The organism is Actinomycetospora sp. C-140 (assembly GCF_054796175.1).
Genome location: NZ_JBTWNF010000012.1, coordinates 60,598 through 76,442, shown reverse-complemented (window position 1 = coordinate 76,442; position 15,845 = coordinate 60,598). Strand labels below are relative to the sequence as shown.

Genomic DNA, 15,845 nt, shown 5'->3' with positions numbered 1-15,845 from the left:
GCTACCGGGGCCCCTCGTGGCGCCGCGGCGTGAACACGGTGCCGGCCGCGGGCCACTGCGTGCTCGACGACCCCACGATCAGCAGCGTGCGCATGTCGACCTCGCCCGGCTCGAGGTCGGCCAGGCGCACCACGCGCACGGTCTCCTCGGGGCCGTCGACGTCCCGGCCGACCACCACGGGCGTGGACGGGTCGCGGTACTTCAGCAGCACGTCGCGGGCCGCCTCGACCTGCCAGGTCCGTGACCGCGAGCCCGGGTTGTACAGCGCGACGGCCATGTCGGCGTCGGCCACCGCCGCGAGCCGGCGCTCGACGACGTCCCAGGGCTTGAGCCGGTCGGACAGCGAGATCATCGCGTAGTCGTGGCCCAGCGGGGCGCCGACGCGGGCGGCCACGGCCTGCGCCGCCGACACCCCGGGCACCACCCGGACCGGCACGTCGGGGTAGTCGGACGCGGCGACCTCGACCACCGCCGAGGCCATCGCGAACACCCCCGGGTCGCCGGAGGACACCACGGCCACCCGCCGCCCGCCGCGGGCCAGGTCGAGCGCGAACGCGGCCCGCTCGGACTCGACGCGGTTGTCCGAGGCGTGCACCCGCTGCCGCGGGTTCGGGGCGACGCGCGCGGTGTAGGTGGCGTAGCCGACGACGTCGTCGGCGGCCGCCAGGGCGGCGGAGGCCTCGGGCGTGAGGCGGTCGCGGGCGCCCGGACCGAGGCCGACGACGACGACCTCGCCCGCGGCACGACCGGCCATCGCCGACGCGGTCTCCGCGCGGGCGGCCGGGGTCGTGTCGGCGTGCACCCGCGAGGGGACCACCCCGACGGCGAAGTACGGCACCGACGCCGGGTCGACGTCCGCGAGCGGCGCGGTGCGCTCCGCGGCGGTCGAGGCCCGCTCGACGTAGCACGCCTCCTCGAGCCGGCCCGCGGTCGCGAGCGCGGCGCGGACGTTCGTGAACGTGCGCCCGAGCTTCATCACCGCCGCGGCGTCGGTGTCGGCGAGGCGGGCGGCCAGCTCGTCGGGCGGCAGCGTGCCGGGCAGCACCGTGAGCACCTCGTCCCGCTCGACCAGCGGCCGGCCCAGCGACGCGGCCGCGGCGGCCACCGAGGTCACGCCGGGCACCACCTCGGTGGGGTAGCGGTCGGCCAGCCGCTTGTGCAGGTGCATGTAGGAGCCGTAGAAGAACGGGTCGCCCTCGGCGACCACGACGACGTCGCGGCCGGCGTCGAGGTGCGCGGCGAGGCGGGCGGCGGCCTCGGCGTAGAAGGCGTCGAGGGCGCCCTGGTAGTCGCCGGTCGACTCCGTCGTGACGGGGTAGGTGAGCTGCTCCTCCACCTGCGTGCCGAGGTACTGCGCGACGATCGAGCGCGCGTGCGAGCGGCCGTGGCGCGCGCAGTGGTAGGCGACGACGTCGGCGCCGCGCACGAGGTCGACGGCGCGCACCGTCATCAGCGACGGGTCGCCGGGGCCGACCCCGACGCCGTAGAGGGTCCCGCTCATGCGGTGGTCCCGAGCGCCAGCGCGTTCACGGCGCCGACCGTCATGGCCGAGCCGCCGCGCCGTCCGTGGACGACGACGTGCTCGAGGCGGGACGTGTGCCCGACGAGCGCCGCCTTCGACTCCATCGCCCCGACGAACCCGACGGGCAGCCCGAGCACGACGGCGGGCCGCGGCGCGCCCTGCTCGATCATCTCCAGCAGCCGGAACAGGGCGGTCGGTGCGTTGCCGATGGCGACGACGGCGCCGTCGAGGTGCTCGCGCCACAGCTCGAGGGCGGCGGCGCTGCGCGTGGTCCCTTCCTTCGCGGCGAGGTCCGGGACGCGCGGGTCGTTGAGCGTGCAGAGCACCTCGTTGCCGGCGGGCAGGAAGCGCCGGGTGATCCCGCTGGCGACCATCTCGGCGTCGCAGAGCACCGGGGCGCCCGCGCGCAGCGCCCGCTGCGCCGCGGCGATCGCGCCGGGGGAGACCTCGGTGTCGGCGGCGAGGTCGACCATCCCGCACGAGTGGATCATGCGGATGACGACGTCGTGGGCGTCGCCGGGGAGGTGCGCGAGGTCCGCCTCGGCACGGATGATCGCGAAGGAGCGGCGGTAGATCTCCGGTCCGTCGGCGATGTACGCCGGGACGGACGACGTCGTGGGACCGGCGCTCACCGGCTCACCCTCCCTGCTCGGACGACCGTGCGATAGACACCGGAGGGCGTGCCCTCCACCACGGCGACGGGGCCGGCCGGCGTCCCGCAGGCGCGCTCGCAGCCGACCCAGTGCGCCGGGAGCAGGCCCCCCGCCTGCCCGCGGGCGACGGCGCGGGTGAGATCGCCCCGGACGTCGGTGTGCGACTTGGCACAGCGCGGCGCGCCGACGCACGCCGAGAGCGTCGACCACGGCGACGGCCCGGTCTCGACGTGCCCCTCGAGCCGCGTGCGGGCGTCCGCGGGGGCGTCGCGCAGGACCACCGTGCGCCACGGCGTGACCCGCAGCGTCGCGCCTTTGTCGACGAGGTCGGCGAGGATTCCGGCGGTCGTCGCCTCGACCTCGCCGAGCCGGGGGAGGACCTCGACGGTGCCCTGCGGGCTCGTGAGCACTTCGGAGTGCTCTGGCACTCCGAAGTGCTCACATGCCCGCAGGGCACCGAGGACCGGGGAGGCGCCGACCTCGGCTACCCGCCAGGCGTCGCCGCGCACGGCGAGGAACGCCTCGATCGCGGCGAGGGCCAGGGTGGCGGGGTCGCCCGTCAGGTCGGTCGGGGTGCCGGCGAGGTGCAGGACCCCGCCGAGGACGACCGTGACGTCGGCGTCGAGGCCCCGCACGTCGCCGGAGCCGTCGTCGACCGCGACGAGCAGGCGGCCCGGGACGTCGGTGCGGCCGCGCAGCGCGTCGGCGATCGCGCGGGCCGGGGCGTCGACGGCCGGCGTGCGGGGCGAGGCGACGACGCTGCAGGGGACGTCGCGCCCCCGCGCGTCCAGCAGGGGCGCCGTGCCGCCGACGCGCGACAACGCGGCGGCGAGATCGTCCGCGCCCTGGCCCGAGAGCCCCCGCACCTGCCAGGATCCCCGTGACGTCAGCTCGAGCGGAGCGGTGTCGGCGGCGGCGGCGAGCAGGCGGAGCTCGGCGGCGCCGGTCGCCCCGCCCACCGGACGGAAACGCGCGAGCGCCCCGTCGGCGGCCTCGTGGCGGCGCCAGGCGCCGGGGCACGCGTCCGGCCGGGCGCGCACCGGTGTGCCACCGTCACGTCGTCGGGTCGCGGGCATCCGTGACACAGTAGCCACGACTCGTTCTCAACATCTATCTAGGTGTTCAGACATTCACGCCTGGAGGCGCGGTGCTCCTGCTGCTCTCGACCTCGGACACCGACCTGCGCTCGGCGCGGGCCAGCGCCCCGGGCCAGGAAGGGGAGTGGCGCTGGGCCAACCCCGCCCGCGTCGACGTCGACGAGCTCGCCGACCTGCTCGAGGGCGTCGACCTCGTCGTCGTGCGCCTGCTCGGCGGGCGCCAGGCGTGGGAGGCCGGGCTGGACGCGCTGCTCGCGCCGTCGCAGCCCCGCCCGGTGGTCGTGCTCGGCGGGGAGCAGAGCCCGGACGCGCAGCTCATGGAGTCGTCGACGGTCCCGGTCGGCGTCGCCACCCAGGCGCACCTCTACCTCGCCCAGGGCGGGTCGGAGAACCTCACCCAGCTCCACCGCTTCCTCTCCGACACCGTCCTGCTCACCGGCCACGGCTTCGACCCGCCCGCCGAGATGCCGAGCTGGGGCCGCCTGGAGGGCTGGGAGTGCCCGGAGGACGCCGCGAACGGGGAGTTCGCGCGCAGAGAAGCAGCGAGTTCAGGGGAGCACGCCGATAGGCCGTTCGCTGCGAACCACGACGCGAGCCCCCGCGTCGCGATCGTCTACTACCGCGCGCACCACATGGCCGGGAACACGGCGTTCGTCGAGGGCCTGTGCCGCGCGGTCGTGGACGCGGGCGGCGTGCCCGAGCCGGTGTTCTGCTCGTCGCTGCGCAGCCCCGACGACGACCTCGTCGCCGTGCTCCGCAACGCCGACGTCCTGGTGACCACCGTGCTCGCGGCGGGCGGTTCCAAGCCCGCGAGCGCCAGCGCGGGCGAGGACGACGAGAGCTGGGACACCGGCGCGCTCGCCGCCCTCGACGTCCCCATCCTGCAGGCGCTGTGCCTGACGCGGAGCCGCGACGAGTGGCTCGGCGACGACGACGGCGTCAGCCCGCTCGACGCCGCGAACCAGGTGGCCGTCCCCGAGTTCGACGGCCGCGTCATCACGGTGCCGTTCAGCTTCAAGGAGACCGACGCCGACGGGCTGCCCGTCTACGTCGCCGACCCCGAGCGAGCCGCGCGGGTGGCAGGGCTGGCGGTGTCGCACGGTCGTCTGCGGCACGTGCCGAACGCCGAGAAGAAGATCGCCCTCGTCCTGAGCGCCTACCCCACGAAGCACGCCCGCATCGGCAACGCCGTCGGCCTCGACACCCCGGCCTCGGTGGTGCGACTGCTCGCGACCATGCAGGACCGCGGCTACGCGATCGGGGACGTGCCGGGCCTCGCCGAGCGGGACGGCGACCTGCTCATCCGGGCGCTCATCGACGCCGGCGGGTACGACCAGGACTGGCTCTCGGAGGACCAGCTCGCGGCCAATCCGGTCCGCGTGTCCGTCGACGACTACACGCGCTGGTTCGCGACCCTCCCCGAGGACTTCCGCGCCGGCGTCGAGGAGCACTGGGGCCCGCCGCCCGGCGAGATGTTCCTGCACGACGGCGCGATCACCGTCGCGGCGCTGCAGCGCGACAACGTCGTCGTGATGATGCAGCCGCCCCGCGGTTTCGGCGAGAACCCGATCGCGATCTACCACGACCCCGACCTGCCGCCCTCGCACCATTACCTCGCGGCGTACCGCTGGCTGCAGAGCGAGTTCGGCGCGCACGCGCTCGTGCACGTCGGCAAGCACGGCAACCTCGAGTGGCTGCCGGGCAAGACCGCGGCGCTCTCGGCCTCGTGCGCGCCCGACCCCATCCTCGGGGACCTGCCGCTGGTCTACCCCTTCCTCGTCAACGACCCGGGCGAGGGCACCCAGGCCAAGCGCCGGGCGCACGCGACGCTCGTCGACCACCTCGTGCCGCCGATGGCGCGCGCGGAGTCCTACGGCGACCTCGCCCGGCTCGAGCAGCTGCTCGACGAGTACGCCTCGATCCAGGCGATGGACCCCGGCAAGATCACCGCGATCCGCGGGCAGATCTGGCAGCTCATCCAGGCCGCGAAGCTCGACAGCGACCTCGGCGTCACCGACCAGCCCGACGACGAGCGCTTCGACGACTTCGTCATGCACCTCGACGGCTGGCTCTGCGAGATCAAGGACGCCCAGATCCGCGACGGCCTGCACGTGCTCGGCCGGGCGCCGGAGGGCCAGGAGCGCGTCGACATGGTGCTCGCCGTGCTGCGGGCGCGGCAGCTCTGGTCGGGGACGCAATCGCTGCCCGGGCTCCGCGAGGCCCTGGGGCTGGCCGAGAACGAGGCCCCGCGCACCGAGGTCGACCGCGTCGAGGAGCTGGCGCACTCGCTCGTGCTCGGCATGGAGAAGCGCGCCTGGAACGTCGGCGACGCCACAGACGTGACCCTGGAGGTGCTCGGCGCCGAGCACGGCACCGTCACCGACATCCTGACCTTCGCCGCCACCGAGGTCGTCCCGCGCCTGGCCGGCACCACCGGCGAGATCGACGGTGTCCTGCACGCCCTCGACGGCGGACACGTCAAGGCCGGGCCGAGCGGGTCGCCGCTGCGCGGGCTGGTCAACGTCCTGCCGACCGGGCGGAACTTCTACTCGATCGACCCGCGCGCGGTGCCGTCGCGGCTGGCCTGGGAGACCGGGCAGATGCTCGCCGACTCCCTGCTCGAGCGGTACCGCGCCGACCACGACGGCGAGTGGCCGACCTCGGTGGGCCTGAGCCTGTGGGGCACCGCGGCGATGCGCACGAGCGGCGACGACATCGCCGAGGCGCTCGCGCTGATGGGCGTGCGGCCGGTGTGGGACGAGGCGTCGCGGCGCGTGACGGGGCTCGAGGTCACGCCCGCCGAGGAGCTCGCGCGCCCGCGCGTCGACGTGGTGCTGCGGATCTCCGGCTTCTTCCGCGACGCGTTCCCGCACGTCGTGGCGACGATGGACGACGCGGTGCAGCTGGTGGCCTCGCTCGAGGAGCCGGACGAGGACAACTTCGTCGCGGCGCACGCGCGGGCGGACCAGGCGTCCGGCTCGGACTGGCAGCAGGCCACCACGAGGATCTTCGGCTCGCCCCCCGGCGCCTACGGCGCGGGCCTGCTGCAGGCGATGGACTCGCGTGACTGGCGCGGCGACGCCGACCTCGCCGAGATCTACACGACCTGGGGCGGGCACGCGTACGGCCGCGGCCGGAACGGCGAGTCGGCCGTCGGGGAGATGCAGGCGGCGTACCGGCGGATCGCGGTGGCGGCGAAGAACATCGACACCCGCGAGCACGACATCGCCGACTCCGACGACTACTACCAGTACCACGGCGGCATGATCGCCACGGTGCGCGCGCTGACCGGGGCGGCGCCGGCGGCGTACGTCGGCGACTCGACGCGGCCGGAGAGCGTGAAGACCCGGTCGCTGATCGAGGAGACCGCGCGGGTGTTCCGCAGCCGCGTCGTCAACCCGCGCTGGATGGCCGCCATGCGCCGCCACGGCTACAAGGGCGCGTTCGAGATGGCGGCGACCGTCGACTACCTCTTCGGCTGGGACGCCACCGCGGGCACCGTCAGCGACTGGATGTACGGCTCGCTGACCGAGAACTACGTGCTCGACCCCGAGAACCGCGCGTTCCTGCGCGAGGCGAACCCGTGGGCCCTGCACGGCATGGCGGAACGCCTGCTCGAGGCCGTCGACCGCGGGCTGTGGGAGTCACCGGACCCCGCCATGGTCGAACAGATCCGCGAGGCCTTCCTCGAGGCCGAGGGCGACGCGGAGGGCTGAGGTACCCATGTGAGCGAACTTTGGGGCTATAGCCCCAAAGTTCGCTCACATACCTCAGGGCTCGATCACCAGGCGGCCGAGGGCGGCGCGGGCGTCGAGGGCGGCGACGGCGTCGGCGGCGCGGTCCAGGGGGTAGACCGCGCCGACGGGCGGGTCGATCGCGCCGGACTCCATCAGCGGCAGCAGCCGGTCCCACTCGCGGCGCTGGCTGCCGGGCCGCGGGATCGCGTAGGCGCCCCAGCCGACGCCGCGGACGTCGATGTTGTTCAGCAGCAGGCGGTTGACCTTCACCGTCGGGATGTCGCCGCCCGTGAACCCGAGGACGAGCAGGCGGCCCAGCGGCGCCAGCGAGCGCAGCGAGTCGGTGAAGCGGTCGCCGCCGACCGGGTCGACCACCACGTCCACGCCGCGGCCCCCGGTCAGCTCGGCCACCGCCTCCTTGAAGCCCTCGGCGAGCACCGCTTCGTGCGAGCCGACCGAGCGCACGAAGTCGGCCTTCTCGGGAGTCGACACCACCGAGATCACGCGGGCGCCCCAGGCGCGGGCGAGCTGGATGGTCGCCGTCCCGATCCCGCCCGCGGCGCCGTGCACGAGGACGGTCTCGCCCTCCTGGAGCCCGCCCCGGATCACCAGCGCGAACGACATCGTCAGGTAGTTCATCGGCACGCAGGCGCCCGCGCGGAACGACATCGTGTCGGGCAGCGGATACACAGCCTCGGCCGACACGGCGACCTGCTCGGCGAAGGCGCCGACGGTGCTGGTGGCGGCGACGCGGTCGCCGGCGGCGAACCCGGTGCCGGGGTCGGCGGCCCGCACCGTCCCGGCCAGCTCGCCGCCGAGGACGAACGGGCGCTCGGGCTTGTACTGGTAGCGGTCCTGCGTGAGCAGGAGGTCGGGGAAGGTCACGCCGGCCGCGGCGACGTCGACGAGGACCGAGCCCTCGGCCGGCTCGGGAGCCGGGACGTCGCCGATCTCGAGGGCGGCGGGGCCGTCGGTACTGACGACGCGCACTGCACGCACTGCTGCCTCCTAGGGATAGCGGGGATTGGCCACGGCGAGACGGGTGAGCACCGCGGACCGGACCGCGGCGGCGACGGGCTCGTCGGCGGGGTCGAGGGTCCCGGAGCGCAGCGCGGCACCCAGCGCGGCGTCGTCGGAGCACCCGACGGCGGCCAGCGCCGCGCGGTGGGCCGACGGATCGGACGCCAGCTCCCGTCGCACGATGCCCAGCGCGTTGCGGGCGACGCGGGCGAGGTAGCGCGAGCGGTCGTCGCCGACGACGAGCTCGTCGGTGAGGAACCCGCCGACCGCCTCGAGCAGCTCGTCGACGGTGGGCCGCTCGGCGGTCCAGCGGGCGACGGTCGGCACCTCGGGGAGCCCGGACACCATCTCCAGCGCCAGCAGGGCGTCGTACTCCGCCTCCACGGCGCGCCGGCCGAGCACGGCGAGCTCCATCGACCGCTCGGTGCCGCCGAGGTGGCGCTCGGCCTGGACCCGGCAGATCACCGCCCAGTGCACGCAGCCGTAGACCTCCCACCAGCGCACGGCGTCGGGGTCCGGCGCGGCGCCCGCGACCTCGGCGTAGCCGGCGAGCAGCTCCTCGCGGCTCCCGAAGCCGCCGACCTCGGCCGCCGCGCCGAACCGCCAGGCCCGCGTGCAGAGCCATCCCAGGTCCTCGTGCGGGTCGCCGAGGTGGGCGAGCTCCCAGTCGAGCACCGCGGTGAGCCCGTCGGGGGCCACGAGGAGGTTGCCGTTGCGGAAGTCGCCGTGCACGACGGTCGGCGCGACGGCGGGCGGGCGGTGCGCGGCGAGCCACCGGAACGCGACCTCGAGGCCGGGCCGGGGCTCGCCGAAGCCGTCGTGGCGGGCCCGCAGGTCGGCCAGCGGGTCGGTCACGGTCGGCAGCGACGGGACCTCGCCCGGGTCGAGCGCGTGGATGCGGGCGAGGACGCGGCCCAGCGAGCGGGCGAGGCCGTCCCGAGCGGCGGCGAAGCGCTCGTCGCGCAGCAGCCGGCCCGGCAGCGACTCGCCGTCCACGTGCTCCATCACCAGGGACGGCGTGCCCACCGCGTCCGAGCCGTCGCCGGCCCGCACCAGCGGCGGCACCGGCAGCCCGGCGCGGGCGGCGGCGCGCAGGCACTCCGCCTCGCGGGCCATCTCCACCGGCCGCGGCGCGTCCGGGGGGTCGCGGCGCAGCACGAGCCGTCGCCCGCCGGCCTCGAACGTCCACGTCTCCCGGCTGGCGCCCGCGGAGAGCCGGCGCAGCTCGGTGACGCTGCTGCCGAGCACCTCGGCCAGTGCGGGAGCCAGCTCGTCCGAGGTCCGCGGCACCGTCACGGGCGGTGCACCACGGCGTCGAGGGCGATCTGCTGGTGGCGCGCGACGATCTCGTCCGCCGCCGTGGCCCCGCCCGGCCGGTACCAGTGCGCGACGCCGGTGCACGCCGTGGTGATGAAGCGGGAGGCGTCGTCCGGCTGGGCCGTGGCGAAGGCGCCGTTGCGCACGCCGTCGCGCACCACGCGGTCGAACAGCCGTTGCTGCGCGTCGCGCTTGGCGACGACGAGCGCCCGGCCCGGCGGCTCGAGCGCGCGGAGCTCGCTGTTGCCGATGAGGCTCTCGCGCTGCGACTCCATGTGGACACGGACGTGCGCGCCGACGATGGCCCGGAGCTTGTCGGCGTCGTCGGGCCCGGACGTGTCGAGCGCCTGCTCGGTGGCCTCGAGCAGCACGTCGAGCCCCCGGTCGCAGAGCATGACGAGCAGGCCCTGCTTCGACGCGTAGTGGTGGTAGAGCACGGCCGGGCTGGTGCCCGCGGCCGTGGCGATGTCGCGCACCGACGTGCCGTGGTAGCCGCTCGCGGCCATCACCTCGACCGCCGCGGCGAGCAGCGTCGCCGCCGTGGGCTCGTCGCCGGGGCGGACGAGCACGGTGGGCGGCGGCCCGGGCTTGGCGTCACGAGGGCGCCGGGGCGGCGCCGACGTGGCGGACTCCGTGCGAGGCATGGCGACAGCCTAGCGTGTCGAACAATCGTTCAACACGACGTTGACGTTGTGAGCTGGATCGACATAGGTTGCTTGAACGATCGTTCGACGGTGACTGGATCGGGTGGGAGGTGCTCGGATGGCGGGTCCCTACGCGGGGCTGCGGGTCTTCGACCTCAGCCACGTGATCGCCGGTCCGTTCTGCACGCGCATGCTCGCCGACATGGGCGCCGACGTCGTGCGCGTCGAGCAGCCGACCGGCGACCTCATGCGTGCCCTGCCGGTGCGCATCGGCGACCCCGACGACCGCGTCTCCAGCGCCTACGCGCAGTACAACTGCGGCAAGCGCTCGGTGGGGCTGGACCTCAAGGACCCGCACGGGCTCGAGCTCGCGCTGCGCCTGGCCGACTGGGCCGACGTCGTCGTCGAGAACTTCGCGCCCGGCGTGCTCGGCAAGCTGGGCCTGGGCTGGGACGTCCTGCACGCCCGCGACGCCCGCACGATCCTGTGCTCGCTCGCGACGTTCGGGGGCGAGGGCCCCTACGCGCACCTGTCGGGCTTCGGGCTGGTCGCCGAGGCCTACTCGGGGCTGATGTCGCTCACCGGGCAGGACGACGGACCGCCGATGCACTTCGGCACCGCGCTCGCCGACGTCAACTCCGCGGTCCACGCGCTGGCGGCCATCGGTGCCGCGCTGTACCGGCGGCACGCGACCGGTGAGGGCACGCACGTCGACGTCTCGGCGTTCGACTCGCTGTTCGCGATGATCGACCAGCAGCCCGCCGCCGGCGCCGTCGCCGGGGGAGCGGCGGTGGGCGGCAAGTACGGCGACCGCCACACGACGAGCGTCCCGAGCGGCGTCGCCACCTGTGCCGACGGCACCCACCTCGCGTACGGGATGGCCGGCGACGTCTTCTTCGAGCGGCTCGTCACGGCCATGGACGCTCCCGACCTGCGTGGCGCCTACGGGGACCTCGCGACCCGCCTGTCCGACCCCGGCCCGCTCTACGACCGGATCGAGGCGTGGGCGGCCACCTGGCCCACCGCCGACGACCTCGTCGCCCACCTCGTCGCCCACGGCCTGTCCGCCGCCCGCGTGCGCGGGGTCCGCGAGAACCTCGACGACCCCCACCTCGTCGCCCGCGGCACCCTGCAGCCGGTCGACTTCCCCGGCCACGGCGAGGCGCTCATGCCCACCGCGCCGTTCCGCTTCTCCGGCGCCGAGGTCCGGCCCGGCCGGGCGCCGGGGCCGGTCGCGGCGGACACCGACGGCGTCCTCGCCGACGTGCTCGGCCTCGACCGCGACGAGGTCGCCGCGCTGCACCGCGCCGGCGTCGTCCACGGACCACCCACCCGCGACACCGATGGAGGCACCCGGTGACCGTCACGCTGGAACGGTCGGAGGACGGGCACGTCGCGACGCTGCGCTTCGCGAGCGACCACCCGATGAACGTGTTCACCACCGCGACGCTCGAGAGCATGCTCGAGCGGGTCCGCGAGGTCGGGGCGGACCGCGACGTCCGCGTGCTGCTGGTGGCCGGTAAGGACTCGGTGTTCTCCGGCGGCGCCGACCTGAACGACCTCGGCGGGCTCGATGACGACGCCTACCGCCACTACATCGCGACGGAGTACCGGCTCTTCGCCGAGATCGAGGCGCTGCCGCTGGTCACCGTCGCCCTCGTCGCCGGACCGTGCGTGGGCAACGCCGCGGAGCTCGCGCTCGCCTGCGACTTCCGGATCGTCACCGCCGACGCCCGGATCGGCCTGCCCGAGATGCGGGTCGGGTTCGTCGCGCCCGCGCAGCGCCTGACGGCCTACGTCGGGATCGGCAAGGCCAAGGAGCTGCTCTACGGCGGACGCCTGCTGGCCGCCGCCGAGGCCCTCGAGCTCGGGCTGGTCACCACCGTCACCGACGACCTCCCCGGCGAGGCCGCGAAGGCCGCGTCGCGGTACGCCGCCTGCGCGGCCACCGCGCTCGCCCTCACCAAGCACGGCATCCACCGCTGCTACGGCATCGACGCCGACCCGCCCGGCCGGGCCTTCGACGACCGGGAGCAGGCCGCGGCGTTCGCCACCTTCCGCGGCCCCGACTACGCCGAGGGCGCCGCCGCGACCCTCGCGGGCCGCCGTCCCGTCTTCACCGCCCCGCGCGCCACCGGAGGGCCCACCGCATGATCGTCGACTTCCTGGCCGGCGCCGTCCCCGACGCCGAGGCGTTCGCCCTGTCCGAGGCCGTCACCCAGGGCCGCCTGCGCGGGTACGCGGAGCACTTCGGCGGCGAGCTCGCCCCCGCCCGCAGCCACGACGAGGTCACCGCGCGCTGGGCCGACGCCCGCGAGAGCGCCCGCGACCGCGCCCCCTCGGAGCAGGACTTCCTCGCCATGCTCGACGAGGGCGGCATCGGGCTCGCCGGGGTCTACACCGAGGCGTTCGGGTCCCGGCTCGGCGTGCCGACCGCCGGCAACGAGGTCGTCGCGGACTTCGTCGCCCGCCACCCGGACCGCGTCGTCGGCTTCGCCGGCATCGACCCGTGGGAGCTCGACGCGGCCCGTCGGGTGGACGAGGCCGTCGCGAGCGGCCTGTCCGGCGTGGTGCTCTCGCCGTTCAAGCAGCAGCTGCTGCCCGAGGACCCGCGGATGGCGCGGGTGTACGGGCGCTGCGAGGCCCTCGGCGTGCCGGTTCTGCTGCACACCGGCATCAACTGGTCGCTCGACGCCGCCTACGACGTCGGGCACCCGCGCCACATCGACGCCGTGGCCCGCGCGTTCCCCGACCTCACCGTCGTCTGCCTGCACGCCGGCTGGCCGTGGGTCGAGGACATGGTGATGGTGACCTGGCGGCACGCGAACGTGTACGTCGACCTGTCGGCACATCGGCCCCGCACGTTCGCCCGTCCCGGCTCGGGATGGGAGCCCCTGCTGCGCTTCGGCAACCGCCAGCTCGCCGACCGCGTGCTCTTCGCGTCCACCTGGACCCTGCTCGGCATCCCGCCCGCGACGCTCGCCGACGAGGTGCGCGAGCTGCCCCTCGACGACGCGGTCGTCGACAAGTGGCTCGGCGGCAACGCCCTGCGCCTGCTGGGGAGGTCGTAGTGCTCGTCGGAGACATCGTCCGCCACCACGCCCGCTCGCGTCCCGGCGCGGTCGCCCTGGTCGTCGAGGGCCGGGAGTACACGTACCGCGGGGTCCAGGACCTCGTCGAGCGGACCGCCGGCGCGCTCGCCGCGCGCGGCATCGGCCACGGCGACCGGGTCGCGGTGCTGGCCAAGAACAGCCTCGAGTACGTCCAGCTCTACTTCGCGACGGCCTCGCTCGGCGCGATCCTCGTGCCGCTGAACTTCTGGCACCGCGGTCCCGAGCACGCCTACACGATCGGCGACGCCGAGCCGGCTCTGTGGTTCGTCGAGGCCGGCTACGACGAGGTCGCGCAGGAGGCGCGCGCGGCGCACCCGTCGCTGCCCGTGCTGCGGATCCCGGGCCCCGAGGGCGACCGCGCGGACTGGGACGCGTTCCTGGCCGCCGCCGTCGAGCCGGCGTCGGTGCCGGTCGCCGACGACGACATCCACATGATCCTCTACACCTCGGGGACGACCGGGCGCCCGAAGGGCGCGATGCTGTCCCACCGGCGCACCGTCGACGACGCCTTCGCCATGGCCACGGTGCTGCGCGCCGACGACCGCGACGTCTTCATGAACTACTTCCCGCCGTTCCACGTCGGCAACTGGGACCACATGAAGCCGTTCCTGCTGGTCGGCGGCACGGTGATCCTGCTGCGCGAGTTCGACCCCGGTGTCGTCCTCGACCTCCTGCCGCAGTACCGGGTCTCGGTGGTGCTCGGCGTCCCGACGATGCTGCACGCGCTGATCACCCACGAGCGCTTCGCGGCCACCGACACCTCGTCGATCCGGCTGCTCTACTACGGCGCCTACGACCCCAGCGGCATCATGGACCGCACCGCGGACGCGCTCGGCGCCCGCGAGGGCACGGTGGCGTTCGCGCACACCTACGGGCTCACCGAGGGCGGGCCGTTCGTGACGTGGTGCCCGCCCGGGGACGTCTTCGCGCGCTGGGGCTCGATCGGGCGCCCGATGCCCGGCGTCGACGTCGCCCTGCTCGACGACGACGGCCGGGAGGTCGCCCCGGGCTCGCCCGGCGAGATCTGCGTGCGCGGACCGCGGATGAGCGGCTACTGGCGCAACGAGGAGGCCTCGGCGGCCGCGCTCGCCGGCGGGTGGCTGCACACCGGGGACATCGCGATCGCCGACGCCGACGGCTTCCTGACGATCGTCGACCGGAAGAAGGACATGATCCGCTCCGGTGGCCAGAACGTGTGGTCCAAGGAGGTCGAGGACTGCCTCGCCCGCCACCCCGGCGTCGTCGACGCCGCCGTCATCGGCCTGGCCGACCCGGTGTACGAGGAGCAGGTCGTCGCGGTCGTCGTCCCGACGGCGGAGGGCACTCCGGCGCTGGCCGAGGAGCTGACGACGTTCGTGCGGACCCACCTCGCCGGCTACAACACACCCCGGCAGGTGCACTTCGTGGCCGAGTTCCCGCGCACCGCGGTCGGCAAGATCCAGAAGCACGTGCTGCGCGAGAGGTTCGGCGGATGACCACAGCGGACCTCCTCGCCCGGCTGGACGCGTTCATCGAGACCGAGATCGACCCCCTGCAGGCGCAGGACGACAACGAGCGGTTCTTCGACCACCGCCGCGAGTGGGCCCGCACCGACTTCGAGGGCGGCGGCCTGCCCCGCCCGGAGTGGGAGGACCTGCTGGCCGAGGCCCGCCGCCGGGCCGACGCCGCGGGCTTCTACCGGCTCTCGTTGCCCGCCGAGCTCGGCGGCTCCGAGGCCGGCGACGCGGTCATGGCCGCGGTCCGCGAGCACCTCGCCCACCGCGGCCTCGGGCTGCACAACGACCTGCAGAACGAGCACTCGATCGTCGGCAACCTGGTGTTCGCCCACCTCCTCCACCTCTACGGCACGCCCGAGCAGCGCACCGAGCTGGTCGAGGCCTCGATCACCGGGGAGCGCGGGATCGCGTTCGGCCTCACCGAGCCCGACCACGGCAGCGACGCCACGTGGCTCGAGACCACCGCGCGCCGCGACGGCGACGACTGGGTGATCGACGGCGCCAAGCGCTGGAGCACCGGGGTGCACCGCGCGAGCCACGAGCTCGTCTTCGCGCGGACCTCCGGCGAGGCGGGCAGCGCGCGGGGCATCACGAGCTTCCTCGTCCCGACCGACGCGCCCGGGTTCGAGGTCCCGCGCTACTGGTGGACGCTCAACATGCCGACCGACCACGGCGAGGTCGTGCTGCGCGACGTGCGGGTGCCGGCGTCGGCGGTGTTCGGCGAGGAAGGGCAGGCGCTCGCCGTCGCCCAGACCTTCGTGCACCAGAACCGCATCCGCCAGGCGGCCTCGAGCCTCGGCGCGGCCCAGTACTGCATCGACCGGGCCGTCGCGTACGCGACCGAGCGCCACACCTTCGGTCGACCGCTGTCGACCCGCCAGGCGATCCAGTGGCCGCTCGTCGAGCTGCACACCGAGGCCGCCATGCTGCGGGCCCTGATCCGCGAGACGGCGGGAGAGCTCGACGCCTGCCGCCGCGAGGGCCGGCCCGAGGTGTCGATCGGCCACCAGGTCTCGATGGCCAACTACCGCGCCAACCGCCTGGTCTGCGACGCCGCCGACCGTGCCATGCAGGTCTTCGCCGGGATGGGTTACTCGCGCCACGAGCCGTTCGAGCACATCTACCGGCACCACCGTCGCTACCGGATCACCGAAGGGGCCGAGGAGGTCCAGATCCGCCGGGTCGCGGGCCGCCTGTTCGGTTTCCTCTGACCCCACCCGCTCGCCACCACCCGGCCGTCCCGCGA

General features: G+C 74.8%; 12 protein-coding genes. 6 read left to right on the top strand and 6 right to left on the bottom strand.

The annotated features are described in order from the left end of the window. Position 1: 1 nt before the first annotated feature. From ACR9E3_RS20030 to ACR9E3_RS20020, 3 genes are read right to left on the bottom strand one after another with little or no spacing between them, the layout of a single operon-like run. Positions 2–1,501, bottom strand: a complete 1,500-nt coding sequence (locus ACR9E3_RS20030) for a precorrin-2 C(20)-methyltransferase (RefSeq protein ID WP_460382280.1) — start codon at positions 1,499–1,501, stop codon at positions 2–4. Further along, positions 1,498–2,154, bottom strand: coding sequence for a precorrin-8X methylmutase (locus ACR9E3_RS20025; RefSeq protein WP_460382279.1), 657 nt, complete (start codon positions 2,152–2,154; stop codon positions 1,498–1,500). The genes ACR9E3_RS20030 and ACR9E3_RS20025 overlap by 4 nt, the downstream gene beginning before the upstream one ends. Next, entirely contained in the window at positions 2,151–3,251 is a 1,101-nt protein-coding gene (locus ACR9E3_RS20020; protein ID WP_460382278.1) for a precorrin-3B synthase, read from the bottom strand. Before ACR9E3_RS20020 ends, ACR9E3_RS20025 begins: the two co-directional genes overlap by 4 nt. 71 nt (positions 3,252–3,322) lie before the next feature. Here ACR9E3_RS20020 and cobN point away from each other — a divergent pair, with 71 nt between their 5' ends. After that, positions 3,323–6,988, top strand: coding sequence for a cobaltochelatase subunit CobN (cobN, locus tag ACR9E3_RS20015; protein ID WP_460382277.1), 3,666 nt, complete (start codon positions 3,323–3,325; stop codon positions 6,986–6,988). Positions 6,989–7,042: 54 nt separating this feature from the next. On the opposite strand, the gene ACR9E3_RS20010 is transcribed toward cobN, so the two are convergent. From ACR9E3_RS20010 to ACR9E3_RS20000, 3 genes are read right to left on the bottom strand one after another with little or no spacing between them, the layout of a single operon-like run. Further along, entirely contained in the window at positions 7,043–8,008 is a 966-nt protein-coding gene (locus ACR9E3_RS20010; protein ID WP_460382276.1) for an NADPH:quinone oxidoreductase family protein, read from the bottom strand. A gap of 9 nt (positions 8,009–8,017) precedes the next feature. Next, complete coding sequence (locus ACR9E3_RS20005) at positions 8,018–9,325, bottom strand: phosphotransferase family protein (protein ID WP_460382275.1); 1,308 nt, start codon at positions 9,323–9,325, stop codon at positions 8,018–8,020. After that, positions 9,322–9,990 carry a TetR/AcrR family transcriptional regulator gene (locus ACR9E3_RS20000; protein WP_460382274.1) on the bottom strand — a complete coding sequence of 223 codons (669 nt, stop codon included), beginning with the start codon at positions 9,988–9,990 and terminating at the stop codon, positions 9,322–9,324. The genes ACR9E3_RS20005 and ACR9E3_RS20000 overlap by 4 nt, the downstream gene beginning before the upstream one ends. A gap of 118 nt (positions 9,991–10,108) precedes the next feature. Between ACR9E3_RS20000 and ACR9E3_RS19995 the strand changes: the two genes are divergently transcribed. Genes ACR9E3_RS19995 through ACR9E3_RS19975 form a run of 5 tightly spaced genes read left to right on the top strand, consistent with a single transcriptional unit; the run spans position 10,109 to position 15,810 of the window. Next, the gene (locus tag ACR9E3_RS19995) at positions 10,109–11,350 is read left to right on the top strand and encodes a CaiB/BaiF CoA transferase family protein (RefSeq protein ID WP_460382273.1); all 1,242 of its coding nucleotides are present in this window, start codon (positions 10,109–10,111) and stop codon (positions 11,348–11,350) included. Then, a complete protein-coding gene (locus ACR9E3_RS19990) occupies positions 11,347–12,144 on the top strand; it encodes an enoyl-CoA hydratase/isomerase family protein (protein WP_460382272.1) in 798 nt (265 codons plus the stop codon). The genes ACR9E3_RS19995 and ACR9E3_RS19990 overlap by 4 nt, the downstream gene beginning before the upstream one ends. Next, entirely contained in the window at positions 12,141–13,061 is a 921-nt protein-coding gene (locus ACR9E3_RS19985) for an amidohydrolase family protein (RefSeq protein WP_460382271.1), read from the top strand. Before ACR9E3_RS19990 ends, ACR9E3_RS19985 begins: the two co-directional genes overlap by 4 nt. Continuing rightward, positions 13,061–14,578 (top strand): class I adenylate-forming enzyme family protein, encoded by a 1,518-nt coding sequence (locus tag ACR9E3_RS19980; protein ID WP_460382270.1) that lies wholly within the window; start codon positions 13,061–13,063, stop codon positions 14,576–14,578. Before ACR9E3_RS19985 ends, ACR9E3_RS19980 begins: the two co-directional genes overlap by 1 nt. Further along, positions 14,575–15,810 carry an acyl-CoA dehydrogenase family protein gene (locus tag ACR9E3_RS19975; protein WP_460382269.1) on the top strand — a complete coding sequence of 412 codons (1,236 nt, stop codon included), beginning with the start codon at positions 14,575–14,577 and terminating at the stop codon, positions 15,808–15,810. Before ACR9E3_RS19980 ends, ACR9E3_RS19975 begins: the two co-directional genes overlap by 4 nt. Positions 15,811–15,845 lie beyond the last annotated feature (35 nt).